This window comes from Kineococcus gurbantunggutensis, assembly GCF_050871925.1.
Taxonomy (GTDB): domain Bacteria; phylum Actinomycetota; class Actinomycetes; order Actinomycetales; family Kineococcaceae; genus Kineococcus.
Genome location: NZ_JBJLSG010000053.1, coordinates 1 through 21857, shown reverse-complemented (window position 1 = coordinate 21857; position 21857 = coordinate 1). Strand labels below are relative to the sequence as shown.

Genomic DNA, 21857 nt, shown 5'->3' with positions numbered 1-21857 from the left:
GAACGCCCCACCGCCGGGGCGCCGGGTGGTGGGGGCGCCGGACGGTGGGGCGCCGGACGGTGGGGCGCCGGACGGTGGGGCGCCGGGCGGCTACAGCCGCAGCAGCCCCGCCACCCGCAGCACCGCCGCGCCCGCCTCGTCGGAGGCGTCCAGGTCCACCTCCGCCACGACCGCCCAGTCGTGGTCGCCGGCGGGGTCCTGCAGGACCTGGCGCACGTACCAGCGGCGCGGGGAGCCCTTGGCGTGCGGGCCGGAGCCGTCGTCGACCTGCAGCAGGTGCGGGCCGCGCGCGTCCGGGCCGGTGCCGATGGAGTCGTGCTCCTCGTAGTACGCGTCGAGCTGGTCGGCCCAGGTGTCCTCGTCGGGCGAGCCGTCCAGCGCGGCCAGCGCCGCGGGGCGGTCCAGCGCGGCCAGCTCCACGAAGCGGAACACGGCGTTGCGCACCAGGACGCGGAACGCGCGCGCGTTCGCGGTGACCGGCGGCGCCTCGTCCTCGGCGGGGGCCACGGCGGCCACCACGTCCGCGTCGTCGCCGGCGCGCAGCTTCTCCCACTCGGCCAGCAGGCTGGAGTCGGTCTGGCGCACCACCTCGCCCAGCCACTCCACGACGTCGGTGACCTCCTCGGTGCGCGCGTCCTCCGGCACGCTCTGGCGCAGCGCCTTGTAGGCGTCGCTGAGGTAGCGCAGCACCAGGCCCTCGGAGCGGGCGAGCTGGTAGAACGCCACGAAGTCGCCGAAGGTCATGGCGCGCTCGAACATGTCGCGCACCACCGACTTCGGGCGCACCTCGTAGTCGGCCACCCACGGGTTGCCCGTGCGGTACGTCTCGTAGGCCGCGCGCAGCTCCTCTTCCAGCGGCCTGGGCCAGGTGACGTCCTCCAGCTGCGCCATGCGCTCCTCGTACTCCAGCCCGTCGGCCTTCATGCGGGCCACGGCCTCGCCCTTGGCCTTGGACTGCTGCGCCAGCAGCACCTTCATCGGGTCGTCCAGGGTGGACTCGATGGCGGAGACCACGTCCAGGGCGTAGGTGGGCGAGGTGCGCTCCAGCAGGTCGTCGACGACGGCCAGCGCGAACGGCGACAGCGGCTGGTTCAGCGCGAAGTCGAGCTGCAGGTCGGCCACCAGGCGCACCTGCCGGCCGTCGGGCAGCGGGGCGGGCAGCTTCTCCACCACCCCGGCGTCCAGCAGGGCGCGGAAGAGCTCCACCGCGCGGCGCACGTGCTGCAGCTGCCGCTTGCGCGGCTCGTGGTTGTCCAGCAGCAGGTGGCGCATCGCCGCCACCGGGTCCCCGGGGCGCTGCAGGACGTTGAGCAGCACCGAGGTGGTGACGCGGAAGTGGGAGGTGAGCTGCTCGGGCTGGGCGTCGACGAGCTTGTGCATCGTCGCCTCCGACCAGGAGACGAACCCCTCGGGCGCCTTGACCCGCTGCACCCGCTTGGCCTTCTTGGGGTCGTCGCCGGCCTTGGCGACGCGGCGGGCGTTCTCCACCTCGTGCTCGGGGGCCTGCACCACGACGGTGCCGGCGGTGTCGAAGCCGGCGCGCCCGGCGCGCCCGGCGATCTGGTGGAACTCCCGGGCCCGGTAGTGGCGGGTGCGCCGGCCGTCGAACTTCGTCAGGCCCGCGAAGAGCACCGTGCGGATGGGCACGTTGATGCCGACCCCGAGGGTGTCGGTGCCGCAGATGACCTTCAGCAGCCCCGCCTGCGCCAGGGTCTCCACCAGGCGCCGGTACTTGGGCAGCATCCCAGCGTGGTGCACGCCCACGCCCATGCGCAGCAGCCGGTTGAGGACCTTGCCGAAGCCGGCGGCGAAGCGGAAGTGCCCGATCGCCTCGGCGATCGCGTCGCGCTGCTCGCGGGTGGCGACCTTCGCGCTGGTGAGGGCCTGCGCCTGCTCCACGGCCGCGGCCTGGGTGGCGTGCACCACGTACACCGGGGCGCGGTCGGTGGACAGCAGCTCCTCGACCGTCTCCTGCAGCGGGGTCGTCGCGTAGGAGTAGTGCAGCGGCACGGGCCGCTCCACGGAGGTGACGACGGCGGTGGCCCGGCCGGTGCGGCGGGTGAGGTCCTCGCGCAGCCACTCGACGTCGCCCAGGGTGGCCGACATCAGCAGGAACTGCGCCTGCGGCAGCTCGATGAGCGGCACCTGCCACGCCCACCCGCGGTCGGGGTCGGCGTAGAAGTGGAACTCGTCCATGACGACCTGGCCGACGTCGGCGAAGGCGCCCGAGCGCAGCGCCACGTTGGCCAGGACCTCGGCGGTGCAGCACACGATCGGCGCGCCGGGGTTCACCGAGGCGTCGCCGGTCATCATCCCGACGTTGTCGGCGCCGAACGTCTCCACCAGCGCGAAGAACTTCTCGCTGACCAGCGCCTTCAGCGGCGCCGTGTAGAAGGAGCGGACCCCGGCGGTCAGCGCGGCGGCGTGCGCGCCGGCGGCCACCAGCGACTTGCCCGAGCCGGTGGGGGTGGCCAGCACGACGTTGGAGCCGGAGACCACCTCGATGAGGGCCTCCTGCTGCGCCGGGTACAGCTCGATGCCGCCGGAGGAGACCCAGTCCGCGAACGCCTCGTACACGGCGTCGGGGTCGGCGGCGGCCGCGCTGCCGCGGGCGGGCAGCCGGTCGGTCAGGGAGGAGCGGGCGGAGGTCTCCAGCAGCTCGTCGGACTCGCCGGCGAGGGCGGCGGGGGCGGGGGTGGCAGCCATGGCGCCGCCCATCGTCGCACCCCGCGGCGCCGCGCGGCCCGCCACGGGGCCCCGGCGGGCTCGACGGCGGGGCCGCCGGCGGGCCCAGGCCTCAGCGCAGCAGGCCCTGCCGGCGCGCGGCGGCGGCCGCGTCCGCCGAGGAGCGCACGCCGTACTTGCGGCGCACCGAGGCCAGGTGCTGCGCGACGGTGTTGGGGGCCAACCCGAGCCGCTGGGCGACCACCGCGCCGGGGCAGCCGTCGGCGACCATCTGCAGGACCTCGCGCTCGCGGGCCGTCAGGCTCACCGGGGGGCGCGCGCCCTGGCCGGCCTGCAGGGCGGACCAGCTGCTCTCGGGGACGAGCACGTACCGGTTGCCCTCGGCGTCCTCGACCACAACGCGCCCGTCGTCGTCGGCCAGGGCGGTCAGCGGCCCGGCGAGGGCGCTGCCGGCGGTGAGCGGGAGCGTGGCGACCCCGCCGCCCCCGCTGCCCCTGGTGTCGTGCTCCACGGCGTCCCCGCTCCCGACCGCGCTGCGGTGCGGCCCCGCCTTCTCGAGGTCGCTCCCGGGGTGCGGCTCGCCCCCCGCGCCCGCGGGGGGTCGGCACCACGGCCGCCGCCCTCGAGCGCCGTCCCCATGCTACGGACGGCCACCGACGCGCCGGCGCGCCCTCACCCGGTGCGGCTGCCGCGCGCGGCCGGGCGGCGCCGGGCGGCCACCCCCAGGGCGAGCACGGCCAGCAGCGACGCCCACGCCACCCACGGCCCGACCTCGCGCCGGTAGCCCAGCGTCAGGGCCTCCACCGCGGGCGACATGCCGTCCACCAGGCCGGGCACGTACGCCAGGGCCAGCAGCGTCAGCCGCAGCGCCAGCACCCGCGGCAGCCACGCCCGCGCCCGCCCGGCCCACCCGGCCGACGACCCGGCGGGCGGCCCGGCCGGCGCCAGGGCCAGCGGCCCCCACAGCAGCAGGTCGTACCAGGGCAGCTCGTACGGCGCGGCCAGCAGGTACCCCAGGGCGAGCAGGGCCGTCACCCCCGCCGCGCGCCGGCGCAGCACGTCGGCGGCACCAGCGGCACCAGCGGGACCGGCGGGACCGGTCGCCCCGCCGGCGCCGGGGGCGGCGCCCACCGCCCGGCCGGCCAGCACCGGCCACCACAGCACCGCCACGAGCGCCATCAGCGCCAGCGTGCCCGGCAGCAGCAGCGAGCGGGGCAGGCCAGCGTCCACCAGGGGGCGCCACACCGTGGCCAGCGAGACGAACCGGCTGGCGCGGTGCGTCTGGTCGTAGGCGTGCGCGCCCGCCCACAGGTGCGCCGGCACCAGCAGCACCAGCGCCCCCGCCGCCCCGCGCAGCAGCCAGCCCGCCCCGGGCCCGCCGCGCCCGCGCGCCGCCCACCACGCCACCAGCAGACCCGCGCCCACCGCCCCGAACGGCAGCTTGGAGCCGGCCGCGAGCGCCAGCGCCAGGCCCGCCGCGAACGGCCGGCGCGGGGCCAGCAGCAGCGCGCCCACCGCCGCCGCGCCGGCCAGGACGTCGACGTGCGCGCCGCCCAGGCCCACCGTCAGCAGCAGCGGGTTCGCCGTCCACAGCACGTGCGCGCGGGCGCGCGCGGCCGGGTCCTCGCGCAGCGCCCGGTGCAGGCCGGCGGCCGCGGCGGCCCACGCCGCCAGCAGCACGAGCTGCCCGCACCACACCGTGGCGCGCACCGAGTCCCCGCCCGCCAGCGACGTCAGCGCCTGCACCGCCGTGGCCAGCGGCCCGTACACCGAGGTCGTCGAGCGCCACGGGTCGCGCACGGCGGAGGCCACCGGGTCCGCCCCGCCGGCGAAGGCGTCCGGGGGCTCGGCGTACGCGTCGCCGCCCAGGGCGGCGATGCGGCCGTAGGCGGCGTAGCTGAGGTGGTCGGCCGAGCCCACCGGCGGCACCAGCGCGGTCAGCGCGGCGCCGGCGGCGGCCAGCAGCAGCAGGCGCCGCGGGCGCCAGCCGCGCCCGGCGGCGGCCAGGCCGCTGAGCAGCGCCGTGCCCGCGGCCAGCACCGACACCGCCAGCAGCGCCGTCACCAGCGCCGAGGACGGCCGCAGCCCCAGGTCCACCGGCAGCGCCCCCGGCCCCAGGCCGGGCACCGCGGCGGACTCCCCGGCCACCGCCACCGCCAGCCACGCCAGCAGCGCCAGCGCGCTCGCCGCCGCGGGCAGCGCCCCGCCCGCGCGGGCCGGCGCGGGCGGCGCCGCGGTGCCGGTGCGCCGGGGGCGGCGCCCGCGCACCTCAGCCACGCGCCTCAGCCACCGGCGCGGTCGGCACCGCCGCGGCCACCGGCACGCCCGCCGGCACCTCCGCCGGCACCTCCACCGGCACGGCCGCCGCTGCGGCCGCCGGTGCGGCGCAGCCGGCCCAGCCGGTCGGCCAGGTGCCGCTGCGCCAGCGCCAGCGCCACGTCGCGGTACTGCGCGGCGCGGTGCAGCTGCGCGCGCAGGTCCGTGCCGGTGACGCGGTGCTGCAGCGCGCACGGCACCTCCACCACCCGGTACCCGGCGAGCAGCAGGTCGATCGTCAGGGCCGTCTCCACGCCCCAGCCGCGCGCCAGCGGCTGCGCCGCCTCGAACGCCTCCCGGCTCAGGCAGCGCATCCCCGACAGCGGCTGCTGCGGCGACCAGCCGGTGGCCGCGAGCGTGCCGCGCCGGGCCAGGCCCACCACCAGGCCGCGCCCGCCGCCGGGGCTGGACTGCCGCGGCAGCACCGCGATCGTCATGTCCGCCTCCCCGGCCAGCACGGGCCCGGCCAGCGGCGCGGTGGCCGCGGCGGTGCCCCCCAGGTCGGCGTCGACGAACAGCAGCGGGCGCGGGCCGGTGCCCGGGCGCGGGTGGGCGGCCTCGTGGGCGGCCACGGCGCGCGCGCCGGTGGCCATCGCCGCGGCCTTGCCGCGGTTGCGCGCGTGCGCCACCACCAGGGCGCCGGCGTCGCGGGCCAGGCGGGCGGTGCCGTCGGAGGAGCCGTCGTCGACGACGACGACGAGGTCGGCCACCGCCAGCGAGCGCAGCGCCGCCACCGTGGCCGCCACGCGCTCCCCCTCGTCCTTGGCCGGCACGACGACGGCGACGGTCGGGGACGGCTGCGGGGGCGGCACGCTGGCGAGGCTAGAGCACGTGCGCGCGGCCGTCCCCGCCGAGGCGGCGCACCGCCAGGACGGTCACGTCGTCGTCCACGGGGGCGCAGCCGGCGAGCGCGGCCAGCAGCCCGTCGACGAGGCGGGCCGGCGACGGCGGCTGCCCGCCGGTGCGCGCGCCGGCCCCGGCCAGGTGCTCGCGGGCCTCCTCCAGCCCCTGCTCCAGGGGGCGCTCGCGCGACTCCACGAGCCCGTCGGAGAAGAGCACGAGGTCCTCGCCGTCGCCCAGGTGCAGGCGCAGCGCGTCGCCGCGGGCGGCGGCGTCGCCGGGCAGGACCGCCCCGACGGGCGGGCCGGCGGGGGCGTCGAGGAACCGCGCGCCGCCCGCGCCGCGCAGCAGCGGCGGGGGGTGCCCGGCCAGGGCGGCCAGGGCGGTGCCGTCGCGGTGCAGCAGCACGTACGCCAGGGTCACCAGGTCCTCCCCGCCGGCGGCGGCGGCGCAGGCGTCCAGCCCGCGCAGCACCGCGGCCGGGTGCGGGTCGACCAGGGCCAGGGCGCGCACCTGCGCGCGCACCTCCCCCATGACGGTGGCGGCGCGCGCCCCGCGGCCCATGACGTCGCCCAGGACGACGGCCACCCGCTCGCCGTCGACGACGAGGACCTCGGCCCAGTCGCCGCCGACACCCTCCCCGGCGCTGGTGGCGGTGGCGCGGTGCGCGGCCAGCCACGGCACGGCCGGCAGCGGGCCGGGCTGCAGGGCGCGCTGCAGGACGCGGGCGGTGCCCAGCTCGCGCTCGAGCAGGTCCACGCGCTCCAGCGCGTCGGCGACCTGCCGGGCCAGGGCGTGCAGGGAGGCGCGCTCGTCGGCGTCGGGGGCCACCTCGTCCTCGGCGCCCAGGACGAGGCCGCCCAGGCAGCTGCGCGGGGTGGCCAGCGGCAGCACGGACCAGCGGGCGTCGCCCTCGGCGAGCGCCTCGCGGTAGGTGGGGCGCACCCACGCGGGCAGGACGTCGCCGCCGGCGGGCCCGACGGCGTACCAGCCGCCGGCGGCGGCGCACTCGGCCACGTCGCGCTGCAGCTCCGCGGCGCGGCGGTCGTCGCGCACGAGGTGCTCGCGCCGCCCGTCGCGGTGCAGGCGGTGCACGGCCACGGCGCCGCCGGGTCCGCGCTCGGGCTCCAGCAGCGTCAGGCTGGCGCGGGTGGCGCCGGGCAGCTCCAGGCAGGAGGCCAGCACGGCGTCGACGACGCCGGCGCGGGTGGTGGCCGTGGACAGCGCCGCGGTGAGGGACTGCAGGTGCGCGGTGCGCCGGCGCGAGCGCACCCGCTCGTCGACGTCGTCGAGGGCGCCGACCCACTCCACCACGGGGCTGTCGGGCTCGTCGGGGTCGGCGCGCACCGGCTGGGCGCGGGCGGCGAGCCAGCGCCAGCCGCGGGGGGTGCGCAGCCGCAGGCGGGCGCCGGCGGCGCGGCCCTCGCGCAGGGCGGCGGCGGCCTCGGCCAGGACGGCGGGCAGGTCCTCGGGGTGCACGTCGGCGGTCCAGCCGGCGCCCAGGACGTCGCCGTCGCGGCCGGTGAGGGCGCGCCAGCCGGGCAGGTCGGCGGTCAGCCCGCGCGGCGGGGCGGCGGTGAAGACGTCCAGGCGCCCGGCCCGGGCGAGGGTGCGGTAGCGGTGCTCGGCGGCGCGGGCGTCGCGCTCGGCGGCGCGCACGGCGTCGAAGAGGTGGGCGCGCTCGACGGCGCAGGCGCACTGCCCGGCCAGGGTGGCGGCCAGCAGGAGCTGCACCTCGTCCAGGGAACCCTCGCGGGGCAGGCCCAGGCGCAGCACGCCGGTGAGGCCGGTGTCGGTGAGCATCGGCAGCGCCGCCCAGGAGCGCTCGCCGGCGGCGACCAGGCGCTCGTTGACGGGGTCGTCGAAGCGGGCGGCGAGCTCGGCGGGCGAGCGCAGCAGCACGGGGCGGCGGGTGCGGGCGGCCTCGGCGCTGGGGGTGGAGGCGCTCAGCGGCAGGCGGGGGGCGCGCCCGGCGGCGCGGGGCAGGACGACGCCGTCGCCGGCGGGCACCAGCACGCCGCCCGCGCCCGCGCCGCCGTCCGCGCCGCCGTCCGCGGCGGGCTCGAGGAGGAAGACGCCGCAGGTGGTGGCGCGCAGGGCCTCCTGCACGGCGCCGAGCACGACCCGCACGGCGGCGCCGACGCTGAGGGCGGCGGCCAGGCGGGCGGTGGTGCGCTCCAGCAGCCGCAGGTCGGCCAGGTCCAGGGTGGCGCGGCGCTCCAGCGGGGCCACCGCGAGCGCGACCGGCTCCTCCACGCGGCCCTCCTCAGGCTCCGCCGGGCCGGTGGGCACCGGCGATCGGGGGAGGTTATCGCGCTGCGCAGTGGATCAGGAACGTTCCGTGGTCTCCCGGCGGAGGTCCACCCGACCGGGGCAACGGGCCGGCGGCCTCAGCGCGGGTGCAGGCGGGTGGGTCCCCCGAAGGACGCCCACACGGTGCGGCTGAGGTCGTCGACGTTCTCGACCACGCCCCACTCGTCGGCCAGGCTCGCCACGATGCACAGGCCGCGCCCGGAGGTCGCGCCCTCGTCCACGAAGCGCGGGCCGACCACCCGGCCGGGGGCCCCGCCGTCGGTGACGGCGATCTCCACGTGCGCGCCGTCGTCGCGGGTGACGAGGCACTGCACGTGGATGCCGCCGTCGCCCAGCGGGCGCGCGTGGCGCACCGAGTTCCCCACGATCTCGGACAGGACGATCTCGATCTCGGCCGTGCACTCCGCGTCCAGACCGGCGCCGTCCAGCACCGACCTCACCGCGCGCCGGGCCCGCGGCACCGACGCGGCGTCGTGCGCGAACGACGACCAGTGCGTCGCCGGCACCGGGCCAACCCCCGTCGGCATCCGTCCTCCTGCCCTGCCGTCTGCTTGACGGCACCGTAGGTACCCGAGCGGTGCGGCGACCAAACCTGTCCGGCCGCCCCTCCCCCACCAGGGTGCTCCTCCTCACCCGTCCAGCCCCGCAGCGACCCGCCACCACCGGCGTGTGACACCCACGTGAACTCCTGCCCCCACGCCTGTTCGGCGGGCGCGGGGCGTGCCACGGTGATCCGAGTCCCCGAGGCGGAGGTGCCGCGTGAAGCTGCCCGTGCAGACCTGGTTCGACCGCGCCACGTCCCGAGCCCGGGACTGGCCGCTGGACCGGCTGCGCGCCGACAAGGGGCGCACCCGCGTCAGCGTGGTGCTGCCGGCGCTGGACGAGGAGGCCACCGTCGCCGGCGTGGTGCGCATGGTGCGGCGCCTGGCGGACGACACCGGCCTGGTCGACGAGGTCGTCGTCATGGACTCCGGCTCCACCGACGGCACCGCGCGCGTCGCCGAGGCCGCCGGGGCGGTCGTGCACCACCGCGACGACGTCCTGCCCGAGCTGGGCTCGCGCCCCGGCAAGGGCGAGGTGCTGTGGAAGTCGCTGGCGGTCACCACCGGCGACGTCGTCGTCTTCGTCGACGCCGACCTGGTCGACCCCCAGCCCCAGCTGGTCACCGGCCTGCTCGGCCCGCTGCTGGCCGACCCGTCGGTGGAGCTGGTCAAGGGCTGCTACGACCGCCCCCTCAAGGGAGCCGGCGGCTCCTCCGGCGGCCGCGTCACGGAGCTGGTGGCCCGCCCCCTGCTCGCGCGCTTCTTCCCCGACCTGGCCGGCGTGGTGCAGCCGCTGGCCGGCGAGTACGCCGGCCGCCGCCGCCTGCTGGAGGCCGTGCCCTTCTGCGGCGGCTACGGCGTGGAGATCGCCGTGCTCATCGACACGCTGCGCCTGCGCGGCCTGGGCGCCATCGCCCAGGTCGACCTGGGCCGCCGCACGCACAGCCACCAGGACACCGCCGCCCTGGGCCGCATGGCCGCGCAGGTCGCCCACGTCGTCCACGAGCGCGCCCTGGGCCCCACCGGCTCGTCCCCGACGATCACCCAGTTCGCCCGCGACGGGTACGGGCACTACGCGCCCGTCACGCACGTCATGGACCTCGCCGAGCGCCCCCCGATGATCACCGTCGACGGGTACGCGCACCGGGTCGCGAAGGTCTCCTGAGCGCTTCGCCCGGCCACTGCGTTCGGTGGCCGCGCCCGGTCGCCGTGGTGGCGGGCGGAGAGCCCGCCACCACGGGCACACCACCGCCCGGGCGAGGGCGCGACCCCGAGCGCGAGGGGTTCAGCGCACGAAGGGCTCGGCCCCCGACTCGGAGACCATGGGGCGCCCGGCGTCCGCCCACGCCCCCATGCCGCCGTCGACGTTGACGACGTCGTAGCCGTTGTGGGAGAGCCACTGCGCCACGCGCAGGGAGCGCCCGCCGGCGCGGCAGACGACGTGCAGCTCGCCCTCGGGCAGCTCGGCGAGGCGCTGGGGGACCTCGGCCATGGGGATGTGCAGGGCGCCGTCGGCGTGGCCGGCGACCCACTCGTCGTCCTCGCGGACGTCGAGGATCGTGGCGTCGGCGGGGACGTCGGCGGCGGCGACGGAGGGGACCTCGGACATGCCGGGGAGCCTACGTGTCAGCGCAGCTGCGGGGGCAGGGGGCGGGCGTGGACGACGACGAGGGCGGAGACGGCGCGGGTGAGGGCGACGTAGAGGCGGCGCAGGCCGGTGCGCTCGTCGGGTTCGCCGTCGACGAGGTCGGCGGGTTCGACGACGACGACGCGGTCGAACTCCAGGCCCTTGACGAGGGTGGCGGGCACGAGGGACACGCGCTCGGGCGCGGCGCCCCCGTCGTCCTCCCCCGCGGCGTCGAGGCGGGTGGCGGGCACGCCGGCGTCGGCGAGGGCGCGGGCGGCGTCGGCGGTGGCGGCGTCGGCGACGACCAGGCCGATCGAGCCCTCCTCGCGCAGCAGGCCGGCGACGACGTCGGCGGCCTCGCGCACGGGGTCGCCGCCGACGGCGAGGACGTCGAGGCGGCCGGGGTCGGGGCGCACGGAGCGGGGCACGGTGAGCTCGGGGGCGATGGCGGGCAGCAGGCGGGCGGCGTAGTCCAGGACGGCGGAGGGCACGCGGAAGCCGCGGTCGAGGACCTCGAGCTGCCCGTCGGGCTTGCCGAGGTGGGTGAGGACCTCGTCCCAGGAGCGGGCGGCCCAGGGGGTGGTGCCCTGGGCGATGTCGCCGAGGACGGTGGCGGCGCCGGTGGAGCAGCGCCGGCCGACGGCGCGCAGCTGCAGCGGGGAGAGGTCCTGCGCCTCGTCGAGGACGACGTGGGCGCGGGAGGGGGTGCGGGTGAGCTGGTCGGCGACCTCGTCGAGCAGGACGGCGTCGGCGGCGGTCCAGCGGGCGGTGCCGGCGCTGCGGGGGGCCTTCGGCCACAGCAGCAGGGCGCGCTCGGCGTCGTCGAGGAGGCCGTCGGCGCAGCGGGCCAGGAAGCCGGCGTCGGAGAGCAGCCGGTGCAGGACCCCGGCGGGGTCCTGCGCGGGCACGAGCGCGTTCACGGCGCGCTTGACCTCGGCGCTGCGGGCGACGGCGTCCTGCACGGTGTCGTCGGGGGAGTCGCCGGCGGCCTCGAAGAGCTGCAGGACGGCGTGGGCGAGGCGCTGGGGCAGCAGGGCGCGGGCGGCGCCGTAGCGCACGCCGCGGGCGGTGAGCTCGTCGAGCAGCTCGCGCACCCGGTACCCGGGCACGCGCCAGCGGCGCGAGCCGCGGGCCAGGACGAGGGCGCCGCCGTCGAGGGCGTCGGCGGGGTCGGCCACGGCGGACCACACGGCGCGCCGGACGACCTCGGCCATGCGCGCGTCGCCCTTGAGGGCGGCGACGGCGGCGGGCTCGGTGGCACGCACCCGCACCTCCTTGCGGCCGGCCTCGCCGGCGGTGACGAGGTCGGTGACGGTGCGCTGCTCGACGCGCACCTCGCCCAGGGCGGGCAGGACGGCGCCGATGTGCTGCAGGAACGCGGCGTTGGGGCCGACGACGAGGACGCCCTGGCGGGTCAGGCGCTCGCGGTGGGCGTAGAGCAGCCAGGCGGCGCGGTGCAGGCCCACGGCGGTCTTGCCGGTGCCGGGGGCGCCCTGCACGCACACGGTGGTGCCGGCGTCGGCGCGCACGAGGGCGTCCTGCTCGGGCTGGATGGTGGCGACGATGTCGCGCATCGGGCCGGAGCGGGGGCGCTCGATCTCGCGGGCGAGGATCCGCGAGGCGCGCTCGTCCTCCCCGGGGACGGGGTCGGTGAGGTGCTCGTCCTCGTAGGCGGTGAGGCGGCCGTGCTCGACGCCGAAGCGGCGGCGCAGCCGCACGCCGCCGCGCTCGGCGCGGCTGGCGCGGTAGAAGCCGCGCGAGACGTCGGCGCGCCAGTCGACGACGACGGGGTCGCCGGCGGCGTCGGTGACGTGGCGGCGGCCGATGTGCAGGACCTCGCCGGAGTCGAGGTCGGTGCGCCCGAAGAACAGGGCGGTGCCGGGGTCGTCGAGCAGGCTGGCGGCGCGGCGGTGCAGGGCCAGGGCGACGTGGGCGTCGGAGACGGGGTCGCCGCTGGCGGCGGTGAGCGAGAGCGTGTGCTCGCGCATGCGGGTCAGCTCGGCGCGGGCGCGGTCGAGGTGCTGCTGCTCGGCGGTGAGCACGTCGGTGGCCGGGCGGGCGGGCACGGTTCCTCCAGGGTCTCGGGGAGCCCGGTGATCCTGCCGGAAACGTTGCGGGACAACAACGTTGCGATCACGCGGGCGTGCGCGGGAGGATCTCCGAGGGGCCGGTCGGGAAACCCCGCAGCGGCGAACCGCTCATCGTACGCCCGCGGTCGGCCCCGCGTCCGCCCCTCGCGTCGTCACCGGTCGTGCCCGCGCGGGAACCGCGCGCCGCGCCGCCGCGTCCCACCGGCGTCGGGCGCGCCGAGGGGCGCGCCGGCACGGGGGAGGCGACGATGGGCGGCACGAGCACGGCACGGCGGCGCCCCGGCGGGGCGCTGGTGCTGGCGGTGGCCCTGGCGGTCGCCGGCGCCGCGGCGTGCGGTCAGCAGCAGGCGGGAGGCCCAGCGGTGAGCAGCAGCACGTCCAGCCCCTCCGGCGGTGCGACGGGCGAGCCCGCTCCCCCGGGCGCGGCGACCCCGACGCCGACGGGGTCGTCCTCGGAGCAGGGCCCGCGGGAGCAGTCGCTGACGGTGGTGGTGGACGACGGCTCGGGGACCTCGAGCACCTGGACGCTGACGTGCGCGCCGGACGGCACCCCCGGCGGTGACCACCCGGACGCGGCGGCGGCGTGCGCGGCGCTGGCGGCGGCGACGGTGGACCCGTTCGCGCCGGTGCCGAGGGACCGCATGTGCACGCAGGTGTACGGCGGCCCGCAGCGCGCCACGGTCACCGGCACCTGGGGCGGGCAGGAGGTCTCGGCGACCTTCGACCGCACCGACGGCTGCCAGATCGCCCGGTGGGACCGCATCGCCCCGCTGCTGCAGCCGGGCACCCCCGCGGGCGCGCGCCGCTCCTCCGGGCCGACCTGAGCCCTCAGCGCACCGCCGCCGGCACCGGCGCGCGCGGGGCGAGCAGCGCCCGCTGCGCGCGGGCGCTGAGCGCTTCCAGCGGCCCGCGGCGGCCGGTGCGGGCCAGCAGGTGCGCGTACGCGACCACGGCCACCGCGACGGCGCCGCAGACGCCGGCGGTCAGGGCGGGGCGGTCGGCGGCGGGCACGGCCGCGGCCAGCCCGAGGCCCCAGCCGTAGCAGAGCGCGGAGGCCAGGAGGTTCTGCAGCACGTAGCAGCTCAGCGCCGCGCGGCCGACCTCGGCCAGGCGCCGGCCGAGCCAGCGCGGGCGCTCCCGCCCGCCCTGCACCTGCACGACGAGGCCGAGCAGCCCCAGGCCGACGAGCACGGCGGTGCCGTAGCGGGTGAGCAGGACCGCGCCGCCGCCGAGCACGGCGAGCAGGACCGCCTCGGCGAGCGCGCCCACGACGCCCAGCGCCACCAGGCGCCGGCGCAGCACCCGGCCGCGCTCGCGCTCCAGCAGCCCTGCGCGCACCAGGCCGGCGCCCAGCAGGAACGAGGCCGTCGACAGCAGCAGCAGCCCGACGGGTTCGGCGCGGAACACCGCGAGGTTCTGCACCCGGAACACCACGAGGTCCCAGAACGAGCCGGTGGCGTAGGGGGTGTCCAGCGGCCCGCCCGCGGCGCCGGCGGGCAGGTGCACGAGCAGGGCGGTGAGCACGGCGAGCGCGAGCACGTGGGCGCCCAGCAGGACCGCGACGAACCGGCGGCGCCACCGGTCCGGGCGCAGCAGCACCGGCCCGGCGACCAGCGCCGCCACCGCGTAGCCCATCAGGACGTCGAACTCGGCGACGAGCAGGAAGTGCACGCTCGCCTCGGCGAGCAGCACGAGGGCGCGCACGCGGTGGGCGCGGCGGGGGTCGTCGCCGCGGCGCTGCGCGGAGCGCCGCTGCAGCTCCACGCCCACGCCGAACAGGACGCTGAGCAGCGCCAGCGACTTGCCCAGCGGCAGCACCTGCGCGAGCGCCGCGGCGGGCCCGCCGGGGTCGGGGTCGAGCAGGGTGCCCAGCAGGCCGTCGGGGTGGGTGAACAGCCACGCGTTCGTCGCCAGGGTTCCCAGGATCGCCAGGCCGCGGGCGACGTCGAGGCCGGTGGAGCGCGTCGGGGTGGTCACGGGGGCGAGCCTGTCCGGCGCCGCGCCCGCCGTCGTCCGCCGGCGGGGGGCACCCGGCGTACTCCGACGGGAGCAGTCCCGGGCGGCGCCGTCAGGAGCCGGCGAACCACTCCCGCGGCGGGTTGCTCACCCCGGGCGCGCGGCGCTCGGCGGCGCCGCGGTCGTCGGGCGCTGCCCAGCGCACCCCGTTGGCCAGGACCTGCTGCACCTCCGGCTGGTGGTAGACGGGGTACTCCTGGTCGCCGGGGCTGAAGTAGAAGATGCGCCCGCGCCCGCGCGTGAACGTCACGCCGGAGCGGAACACCTCACCCCCGGCGAACGAGCTGATGAACACCAGGTCGTCGGGGTCGGGGATGTCGAAGAACTCCCCGTACATCTCCTGCTGCGGGATGACGATCGGGTTGGGCACGCCCTGGGCGATGGGGTGCGAGGGCTTCACCGTCCACACCAGCTCGCGCTCGCCCTCGTTGCGCCAGGCCAGCGAGCAGGTGGTGCCGAGCAGGCGGGTGAAGACCTTCGAGAAGTGCCCGGAGTGCAGCACGAGCAGGCCCATCCCGCCCAGGACGTTCTGCACGACGCGCTCGACGACGGCGTCGTCGACCTGCTCGTGGGCGGCGTGCCCCCACCACAGCAGCACGTCGGTGCGCTCCAGGACCCCGGGCCCGAGGCCGTGCTCGGGTTCGGCGAGCGTGGCGGTGGCGACCTCGGCCCCCGGCACCAGCCGGCGCAGGCCGGCGGCGATGGCGCCGTGCATGCCGTCGGGGTAGTACTCGCCGATGCCCGGCGGGCTCTGGTTCGCCTCGTGCACGCCCTCGTTCCACACCAGGACGTGCAGCGGCCTGCAGGAGCCGTTCACGGTGCCTCCACCTGCTCGACGTCCTCGAACCGGCCGGTCTCGACCGATCGCGCGGCGGCCTCGGCGATGGCCAGGCTGCCGAGGTTGGAGCGGCCGGTGACCTCGGGCGCGGGCCCGCCGCGCACGGCGCGGTGGAACTGCCGCAGGCCCGCCGAGCGGCCCCACAGGTCCAGCACCGGCAGCTCGACGGGTTCGGGGGCGCCGCCGGCGCGGCTGAGGGTGACCACGTCGTCGGCCGGTCCGCGGTCGCCGCGGCCGGTGAAGGCGATGCGCCCGCGCTCGCCCTCGATGCTCCACTCCCCGTCCCAGGTGGTCTGCGGGGCGCGGCTGACCCAGCTGCCGCGGTAGCTGGTGACCAGCCCGCCGGTCAGCTCGATCGTCAGCACCGCGGAGGCCTCCTGCTCGAACCGGCTCCACAGCGGGTCGGTGACCGTGGCGTGCACGCGCACGGCCTCGCGGCCGGTGACCATCCGCAGCAGGTCGAAGTGGTGGATCGCCATGTCGAACAGCAGCGGGTGCGGGAAGGAGTAGTGCCGGTTCGTCTCGACGGGCGCGTCGTTGGCCCAGCGCCGGAAGTCGACGTGGACGACGGACAGCTCACCGATCGCGCCGCCGGCGACGAGGTCGCGCACCGCGCGCGGGGCGGGGTAGGCGCGGTAGTTCTGGCTGACCTGGAGCACCAGGCCGCGCTCCTCGGCGCGCTCGACGGCCGTGCGGGCCTCGGCGACGCTGGGCGCGAAGGGTTTCTCGACGAGGACGTGCAGCCCGGCGTCCAGCGCCTCCAGCGCGACGGGCACGTGGAACGCCGCGGGCGCGGTCACCAGCACGCCGTCGGCCTCCACCGCGGCCAGGGCCTCGCGCAGCGAGGTGAAGCAGGCCGCGTCGGGCAGGTCCAGCGCCTGCTGCGCCCTGCGCAGCGTGGGTTCGTGGGAGTCGACCACCGCCACGCGCTCGACCTCGGCGACCGGGGGGATCGCGTTGCGCTCCCAGTCGCCGCCCCACCCGCCGAGCCCGACGTGCACGAGCCGCGTGGGGGGTTCGCCGGGGGTCCGGGCAGGGGTTCGGGTGGGGGTTTCTCCGCTGGTGTCGCCGTCGACCACGTCCGCGACGCTACACGAGCGGCCCGCCCCCGGCGAGGGGCGGGCCGCGCGCGGGCGGGCGTGCTGCGGGGTGCGCGTTCAAACCCGTACCGGTCCCCGACCGGGGTGGTCGAGCGCTGTCCACGGCGGTCCACCGCCGTCCCGCGACCCCCGCGCACGCCCTACGCTCGGCCGGGTGCGACTGGCCGCGGTGGTGTTCGACCTCGACGGGACGCTGTTCGACCACCCGTCGGCAGCGCGCGCCGGCCTGCGCGAGTGGGTGACCTCCCTGGGCCGGGAGTGGACCCCGGGGCTGCAGGCGGCGTGGGTGCAGGCGGAGGAGCGCAGCTTCCGCGCCTGGCGCGAGGGCGAGGTGAGCTTCGCCGAGCAGCGCCGCCGGCGCCTGCGCGAGGTGCTGCCGCTGCTGGACCTGCCCGTGGGCGAGGACGACGAGCTCGACGCGCAGTTCACGGACGGCTTCCTGCGCGCCTACGAGCGCGCCTGGGCCGGCTACGACGACGTCGAGGACGCGCTGGCGGCGGTGCGCGCTGCGGGGCTGCGCACGGCGGTGCTGACGAACGGCCCGCGCGAGCAGCAGAACGCCAAGATCGCGGCGATCGGGCTCACCGGCCGCCTCGGCCCGGTCCTCACCGCCGAGGAGCTGGGCGTGGCCAAGCCGCGCCCGGCCGCGTTCCTGGCCGCGTGCGAGCGCCTGGGCGTGCCGCCCGCGGCGGCGCTGTACGTCGGCGACGAGCACGCGGTGGACGTGCTGGGCGCCCGCGCGGCGGGGCTGCGGGCGGTGCACGTGGACCGCACCGGCGCCGGGCCGCTGGACGAGGTGGCGCGGGTGGGCAGCCTGCGCGAGCTGGCCGCGCACCTGGTGGACGACGACGCCGACGGGCCCCGGTAGGTCGCGTCCCGACCCGGGCGGCGGCACCGTCGCGGGGTGAGCGCGCCGGGCACCCCCGGGACGACCTGCGGGTGCCGCACGGGCGCGGACCCGGCCGCGAGCGGCTGGAGCGCGAGGGCGCGCGCTAGTCGCGGATCGCCGCGTTGGCCGCGTCCTGGGCCTGCTTCATCCCCTCGGCCACCGGCACCCGCCCGGCGAAGACCTCCTGCAGGATCGGCTGCGCGGCCTGCTGGCCCGTCTGCGCCTTCGGGCCGCTGGGCGCGCCGATCGTGGGCCCGGCCGCGGCGTCGAGGAACGGCTGCACGTCCACGCCCTCCCCGGCCCAGAAGTCCAGGTAGGAGCGCTGCGCGGCGGTCACCGCGGGGAACGCCGCGCCGGTGGCGCCCAGCGGGGCGGCGCCCCGCTCGCTGCCCAGCCAGCGCAGCACCTCCACCGCCGCGTCGCGCCGCGGGCTCTTCGCGTTGGCCACCGCGACGATGCCGTTGGTGACGAGCACCCGACCGGCCGGGCCGGAGGGGGCGGGCACCACGCGCCAGCCGAACTGCGCGGCGTCGGCGACGTTCTTGAGGTTGTAGGTGCCGGACTGGAACAGCGCCATCTGCCCCTGGGTGAACCGGTCGCGGCTGAAGTCGCCGTTGTCGTTGGTGTCGGCGGCGGAGGGGGCGACCTTCTCGCGGTTCACCATGTCGACGAGGTACTGGAACGCCTCGACCGACCGGGGGTCGTCGCCGAAGACGTACGTGTCGTCCTCGGCCTGCCAGCGCCCGCCGTTGGAGCCGACGAAGTCGTAGTAGATCGCCTGCAGGTCCAGGGCGGCGTTGTAGCCGTACTGCGGGCGCTCGCCGTCGGTGCGGGTCAGCGCGCGGGCCGCGGGCAGCAGCGTGTCGCCGGCCCCGGTGGGGTTCCACACCAGGTCCGAGGGGTCCACGCCGGCGGCGCCGGTGAGGTCGGTGTTGACGAACAGCCCGATCGCGTCGGAGAGCTGGGGCACCCCCCACAGCCGGCCGTCGCGGGTGAACTGCTCCACCACGGAGGCCTGCCAGCCCGCCGGCCCCTCGGGGATCGCCTCGCCGACGTCGACGAACGTGCCGGCGTCGACGTACACGCCGAAGTTGGAGCTGTTCACCCACAGCACGTCCGGCAGGGTGCCGCCGGCGACGTCGGCGGGCAGCTTGTCCCAGTAGCTCGCCCACGGCACCAGCTCGACGTCCACGCGCGTGCCGGGGTTGGCCTCCTGGAACGCGTCCAGGCTCTGCCGGTAGGCGGGCTGGACGGTGTCGTCCCAGATCCGCACGGTCACGGCGTCGGCGTCCTCGCCCCCGCCGCCGGAGGAGCCGTCGTCGGCGATGGAGCAGCCGCTCAGGCCCAGGCCGGCGGAGGCCAGGCCGCCCAGCAGCAGGCGGCGTCGGGTCGGTGCGGTCACGGTGCCTCCCGGGGGTGGTGCCTCACCGGAAACCGGTGAGGGAGATGGACTCGGTGACGCGGCGCTGCACCAGCAGGAACAGCACCACGAGCGGGGCGGTGGCCAGGGCCGTGGCGGCGGTGACGAGGGTCCAGTTGCCGTTGTACTGGCTCTGCAGGTTCGCCGTCGCCACGGTGAGGGTCTGCCAGGTCGGGCCGGTGGTGATGATGAGCGGCCACAGGAAGGCGTTCCACTGGCTGACCACCGTGATGACCGTCAGCGTCGCCAGCACCGGGCGCGACAGCGGCACCACGACGTGCCGCAGGATGCGCAGGGTGCCGCAGCCGTCCAGGCGCGCGGCGTCCTCCAGCTCCTGCGGCACGGAGCGGAAGTGCTCGCGCAGCAGGTACACCGCGAACGGCGAGCCGAACAGCGTCGGCAGCACGATCCCGGCGAACGTGTTGCGCAGCCCCGCCTGGGCGAACATCACGTACAGCGGCACGATCGTGACGACCTGCGGGACCATCATCGTCGCCAGGTATCCCCCGAACAGCACCCGCTTGCCGGGGAACTCCAGGCGCGCGAACGCGTACGCGGCCAGCACCGAGCACACGAGCTGCCCGGCCAGCACGACGAGCACCACCTGCACGGTGACGACGAGCGCGGGCAGCAGCGTGTACTGCCCGCCCAGCACGGCGGCGTAGTTCTCCCCCGTCCACGGCGACGGCCACGTCAGGGTGCCGCGGCGGGCGAGCTGCAGGGGTTCCTTCAGCGAGGTCAGCAGGCTCAGCAGGTACGGGGCGACGGTGAGCAGCGCACCGGCGAGCAGGACCGCGTAGGTCAGCAGGTCCCCCGTCCGCCGGCGCGCGGCGGTGCGGGTCGCGGGGCCGCTCACGCCGACAGCTCGTAGGTGCTGCGGCGCCCGAACCACCAGCGCTGGGCGAGGGTGAGGACGACGAGGACGACGGTGAGCAGGACCGACAGGGCCGCGGCGCGGCCCATCCGCAGGTCGGTGAACGCGGTGTCGTAGATCTCGTAGGCCAGCACGCGGGTGGCGTCGCCGGGCCCGCCGCCGGTCATGGCGTAGACGGTGTCGAACACCTGGAAGCTGGAGATGACGCCGGTGGCGAGCACGAACGAGGTGGTCGGCCGCAGCAGCGGCAGGGTGATGCTCCACAGCACCCGCCACGGCCCGGCGCCGTCGACGCGCGCGGCGTCGGAGAGCTGGTCGGGGATGCCGCTGATGCCGGCGAGGAAGAACAGCGCCACGTAGCCCACGTTCGTCCACACCGTCACGAACGCCACCGCCAGCAGCGCCAGCGCGTGGCTGGACAGCCACTCCACGCGGGTGCCCAGCAGCGCGTTCAGCGCCCCGGTGGAGGGGTCCAGGACCCAGCGCCACACCAGGCCCACGACCAGGGGCGCGGAGACCCACGGCACGACGTACAGGGTGCGCAGGGCGCCGCTGCCGGGCAGGCGCCGGGCCAGCAGCACCGCCAGCAGCAGCCCCAGCACGGTCTGCACGGGGATGACCAGGACGGTGAACAGGACCGTCACCGCGAAGGAGTGCCGGGTGCCGGCGTCGGTGAGGACGGTGGCGTAGTTCTCCAGGCCGACCCAGCGCGGCGGGCTGACGAGGTCCCAGCGCTGCAGGCTCAGCCACAGCGCCACCCCCACCGGCACGAGCAGGAACACCGCGGTGCCCAGCAGGCTGGGCGCGAGCAGCGCCAGGGCTGTGCCCGTGCTGCGTCCCCGACGTGGCGCCACCAGCACCCCTCCCCCACGACCGGCCTTCCCGGACGCAGGGAGCCTCGCAGCGCGCGCCCGGGCGCGCGAGGGGGAACGGTTCTCAGGCGGCGCGGTGGCCGCGGGCGCGGCGGGCGCGGTGCTGGTCCAGGTCCACCACCTGCGCGTGCGCGGCGCGCTCGGCGCGCGCGGCGGCCACGACCAGGCGCGAGGCCTCGCCGAAGCCGGCCCCGCGCGGGGCGACCAGCAGGTGCGCGTCCTCCCGGCCCGCGCGCGCGGCCCGCCCGCCGAGCGCGGCGGCCACGACCACCCCGATGCCGCCGACCGACCCGGCGACCGCCAGAACCCCCACCAGAACGTCCACGACGACCCCTCCCGGAGAACCCGGCCGGCTGCCCCGGCCCGTGCTCCCAGGGTGCGCCCGGCGGGGTGCGCGGCGGATCGGCCCGCGGGGTGAACCGCCCCGTCCTCCCCCGGGTGGACGCCGGGGCACCGCGCGGGACCAGCCGTCAACAAGTGTTGACACCGAGCAGGTCGTCAACACATGATGACGCATGGCCGAACCCGACACCCTCGTCACCGCCGGCACCGACCCCGACCCCGCCGTCGGGCTGCGCGCCGTCGCGGCGCTGCGCCGGCTCGCCGAGCAGCTCGAGCGCCTGCAGGTGCGGCGCGCCCGCGAGCTCGGCTGGTCCTGGGCCGACATCGCCGGCGCGCTGGGGGTGTCCAAGCAGGCCGTGCACCGCAAGCACTCCGCGAACCGCTGACCCGCTCCAGGAGGACGACGTGCTCGAACGCTTCACCACCCGTGCCCGGCAGGCGGTCGTCGACGCCCAGCAGGTCGCCCGCGACCTCGGGCACCACGAGGTCGGCGACGACCACCTGCTGCTGGCCCTGCTCCAGGGCGACGGCGTGGCGGCCCGCGTGCTGCGCGACGCCGGCGCCGACCCCGCCCGGCTGCGCGAGCAGGTCGCCCGCCACCGCGGCCCGGAGGAGGACGCCGAGGCGCTGCGCGCCCTCGGCATCGACCTCGACGCCGTGCGCCGGCGCGCGGAGGGGGCCTTCGGCCCCGGCGCGCTGGACCGGCCGGCCGGGCGCCGCCGCGGCCTGCTGGGCAGGCTGACCGGCGGCAGCCACCTGCCCTTCACCCGGCCGGCGAGGAGAGCCCTGGAGGAGTCCCTGCGCGCTGCGCTGGACCTGGGCCACCACCGCATCGGCACCGAGCACCTGCTGCTCGGGCTGCTGCGCGCGCCGGGGGGCCGCACCCCGGACGCCCTGGCGGCCACCGGCGTCGACCTCGACGCCGCGAGCGCCCGCGCCGCCGTCGTGGAGGCCCTGCGCCGCACCGCCTGAACGGCCACCGCCCCCGCACCGCCCCCGCCTTCCCGCCCCCCCCCGCGCACCGGGCGTGTGGGGGGGGGGCGCGGGGTGGTCGGGCGGGGGGGGGGGGGGGGGGGGGGGGGGGGGGGGGGGG

At 77.9% G+C, this 21857-nt stretch carries 20 protein-coding genes; 5 read left to right on the top strand and 15 right to left on the bottom strand.

Annotated features, from left to right (window positions below; genetic code table 11):
- Positions 1-90: 90 nt before the first annotated feature.
- The 6 genes from ACRYR7_RS11990 to ACRYR7_RS11965 form a co-directional block, all read right to left on the bottom strand.
- Positions 91-2706, bottom strand: a complete 2616-nt coding sequence (locus tag ACRYR7_RS11990; RefSeq protein ID WP_432572324.1) for a DEAD/DEAH box helicase — start codon at positions 2704-2706, stop codon at positions 91-93.
- A gap of 91 nt (positions 2707-2797) precedes the next feature.
- Positions 2798-3196: a helix-turn-helix transcriptional regulator gene (locus ACRYR7_RS11985; RefSeq protein ID WP_432572323.1), complete on the bottom strand. Its 399-nt coding sequence runs from the start codon at positions 3194-3196 to the stop codon at positions 2798-2800.
- 161 nt (positions 3197-3357) lie between these two features.
- A complete protein-coding gene (locus ACRYR7_RS11980) occupies positions 3358-4962 on the bottom strand; it encodes a hypothetical protein (RefSeq protein ID WP_432572322.1) in 1605 nt (534 codons plus the stop codon).
- Between the two features lie 5 nt (positions 4963-4967).
- Positions 4968-5813 carry a glycosyltransferase gene (locus ACRYR7_RS11975; RefSeq protein ID WP_432572321.1) on the bottom strand — a complete coding sequence of 282 codons (846 nt, stop codon included), beginning with the start codon at positions 5811-5813 and terminating at the stop codon, positions 4968-4970.
- A 10-nt stretch (positions 5814-5823) separates the two neighbouring features.
- On the bottom strand, positions 5824-8097 hold the full coding sequence (locus ACRYR7_RS11970) for a SpoIIE family protein phosphatase (protein WP_432572320.1): 2274 nt from the start codon (positions 8095-8097) through the stop codon (positions 5824-5826).
- A 134-nt stretch (positions 8098-8231) separates the two neighbouring features.
- Positions 8232-8681: an ATP-binding protein gene (locus ACRYR7_RS11965; protein WP_432572319.1), complete on the bottom strand. Its 450-nt coding sequence runs from the start codon at positions 8679-8681 to the stop codon at positions 8232-8234.
- Between the two features lie 232 nt (positions 8682-8913).
- Here ACRYR7_RS11965 and ACRYR7_RS11960 point away from each other — a divergent pair, with 232 nt between their 5' ends.
- The gene (locus tag ACRYR7_RS11960; protein WP_432572318.1) at positions 8914-9861 is read left to right on the top strand and encodes a glucosyl-3-phosphoglycerate synthase; all 948 of its coding nucleotides are present in this window, start codon (positions 8914-8916) and stop codon (positions 9859-9861) included.
- Between the two features lie 120 nt (positions 9862-9981).
- Here ACRYR7_RS11960 and ACRYR7_RS11955 read toward each other — a convergent pair whose 3' ends face one another.
- Both ACRYR7_RS11955 and ACRYR7_RS11950 read right to left on the bottom strand, forming a co-directional pair.
- The gene (locus ACRYR7_RS11955) at positions 9982-10305 is read right to left on the bottom strand and encodes a rhodanese-like domain-containing protein (protein ID WP_432572317.1); all 324 of its coding nucleotides are present in this window, start codon (positions 10303-10305) and stop codon (positions 9982-9984) included.
- 17 nt (positions 10306-10322) lie between these two features.
- Entirely contained in the window at positions 10323-12389 is a 2067-nt protein-coding gene (locus ACRYR7_RS11950; protein WP_432572316.1) for a HelD family protein, read from the bottom strand.
- 272 nt (positions 12390-12661) lie between these two features.
- On the opposite strand from ACRYR7_RS11950, the gene ACRYR7_RS11945 reads away from it, so the two are divergent.
- Positions 12662-13237, top strand: a complete 576-nt coding sequence (locus ACRYR7_RS11945) for an SSI family serine proteinase inhibitor (protein ID WP_432572315.1) — start codon at positions 12662-12664, stop codon at positions 13235-13237.
- A gap of 4 nt (positions 13238-13241) precedes the next feature.
- On the opposite strand, the gene ACRYR7_RS11940 is transcribed toward ACRYR7_RS11945, so the two are convergent.
- From ACRYR7_RS11940 to ACRYR7_RS11930, 3 genes are all read right to left on the bottom strand, one after another.
- Entirely contained in the window at positions 13242-14390 is a 1149-nt protein-coding gene (locus tag ACRYR7_RS11940; protein WP_432572314.1) for a DUF418 domain-containing protein, read from the bottom strand.
- A 91-nt stretch (positions 14391-14481) separates the two neighbouring features.
- Positions 14482-15246, bottom strand: a complete 765-nt coding sequence (locus ACRYR7_RS11935; RefSeq protein ID WP_432572313.1) for a ThuA domain-containing protein — start codon at positions 15244-15246, stop codon at positions 14482-14484.
- Entirely contained in the window at positions 15243-16268 is a 1026-nt protein-coding gene (locus ACRYR7_RS11930) for a Gfo/Idh/MocA family protein (protein WP_432572312.1), read from the bottom strand. Before ACRYR7_RS11930 ends, ACRYR7_RS11935 begins: the two co-directional genes overlap by 4 nt.
- A 253-nt stretch (positions 16269-16521) precedes the next feature.
- Between ACRYR7_RS11930 and ACRYR7_RS11925 the strand changes: the two genes are divergently transcribed.
- Positions 16522-17235, top strand: coding sequence for an HAD family hydrolase (locus tag ACRYR7_RS11925; protein WP_432572311.1), 714 nt, complete (start codon positions 16522-16524; stop codon positions 17233-17235).
- A 124-nt stretch (positions 17236-17359) separates the two neighbouring features.
- On the opposite strand, the gene ACRYR7_RS11920 is transcribed toward ACRYR7_RS11925, so the two are convergent.
- The 4 genes from ACRYR7_RS11920 to ACRYR7_RS11905 all read right to left on the bottom strand — a co-directional run bounded on the left by ACRYR7_RS11920 (position 17360) and on the right by ACRYR7_RS11905 (position 20747).
- Positions 17360-18658 carry an ABC transporter substrate-binding protein gene (locus tag ACRYR7_RS11920; protein ID WP_432572310.1) on the bottom strand — a complete coding sequence of 433 codons (1299 nt, stop codon included), beginning with the start codon at positions 18656-18658 and terminating at the stop codon, positions 17360-17362.
- Between the two features lie 22 nt (positions 18659-18680).
- Positions 18681-19532: a carbohydrate ABC transporter permease gene (locus tag ACRYR7_RS11915; RefSeq protein ID WP_432572309.1), complete on the bottom strand. Its 852-nt coding sequence runs from the start codon at positions 19530-19532 to the stop codon at positions 18681-18683.
- Positions 19529-20404, bottom strand: a complete 876-nt coding sequence (locus ACRYR7_RS11910; protein WP_432572308.1) for a carbohydrate ABC transporter permease — start codon at positions 20402-20404, stop codon at positions 19529-19531. Before ACRYR7_RS11910 ends, ACRYR7_RS11915 begins: the two co-directional genes overlap by 4 nt.
- A gap of 82 nt (positions 20405-20486) precedes the next feature.
- The gene (locus ACRYR7_RS11905) at positions 20487-20747 is read right to left on the bottom strand and encodes a hypothetical protein (RefSeq protein ID WP_432572307.1); all 261 of its coding nucleotides are present in this window, start codon (positions 20745-20747) and stop codon (positions 20487-20489) included.
- Positions 20748-20937: 190 nt separating this feature from the next.
- Between ACRYR7_RS11905 and ACRYR7_RS11900 the strand changes: the two genes are divergently transcribed.
- Both ACRYR7_RS11900 and ACRYR7_RS11895 read left to right on the top strand, forming a co-directional pair.
- Positions 20938-21150: a helix-turn-helix domain-containing protein gene (locus ACRYR7_RS11900; protein ID WP_432572306.1), complete on the top strand. Its 213-nt coding sequence runs from the start codon at positions 20938-20940 to the stop codon at positions 21148-21150.
- Positions 21151-21169: 19 nt separating this feature from the next.
- On the top strand, positions 21170-21736 hold the full coding sequence (locus ACRYR7_RS11895) for a Clp protease N-terminal domain-containing protein (protein ID WP_432572305.1): 567 nt from the start codon (positions 21170-21172) through the stop codon (positions 21734-21736).
- The last annotated feature ends 121 nt before the right edge of the window (positions 21737-21857 follow it).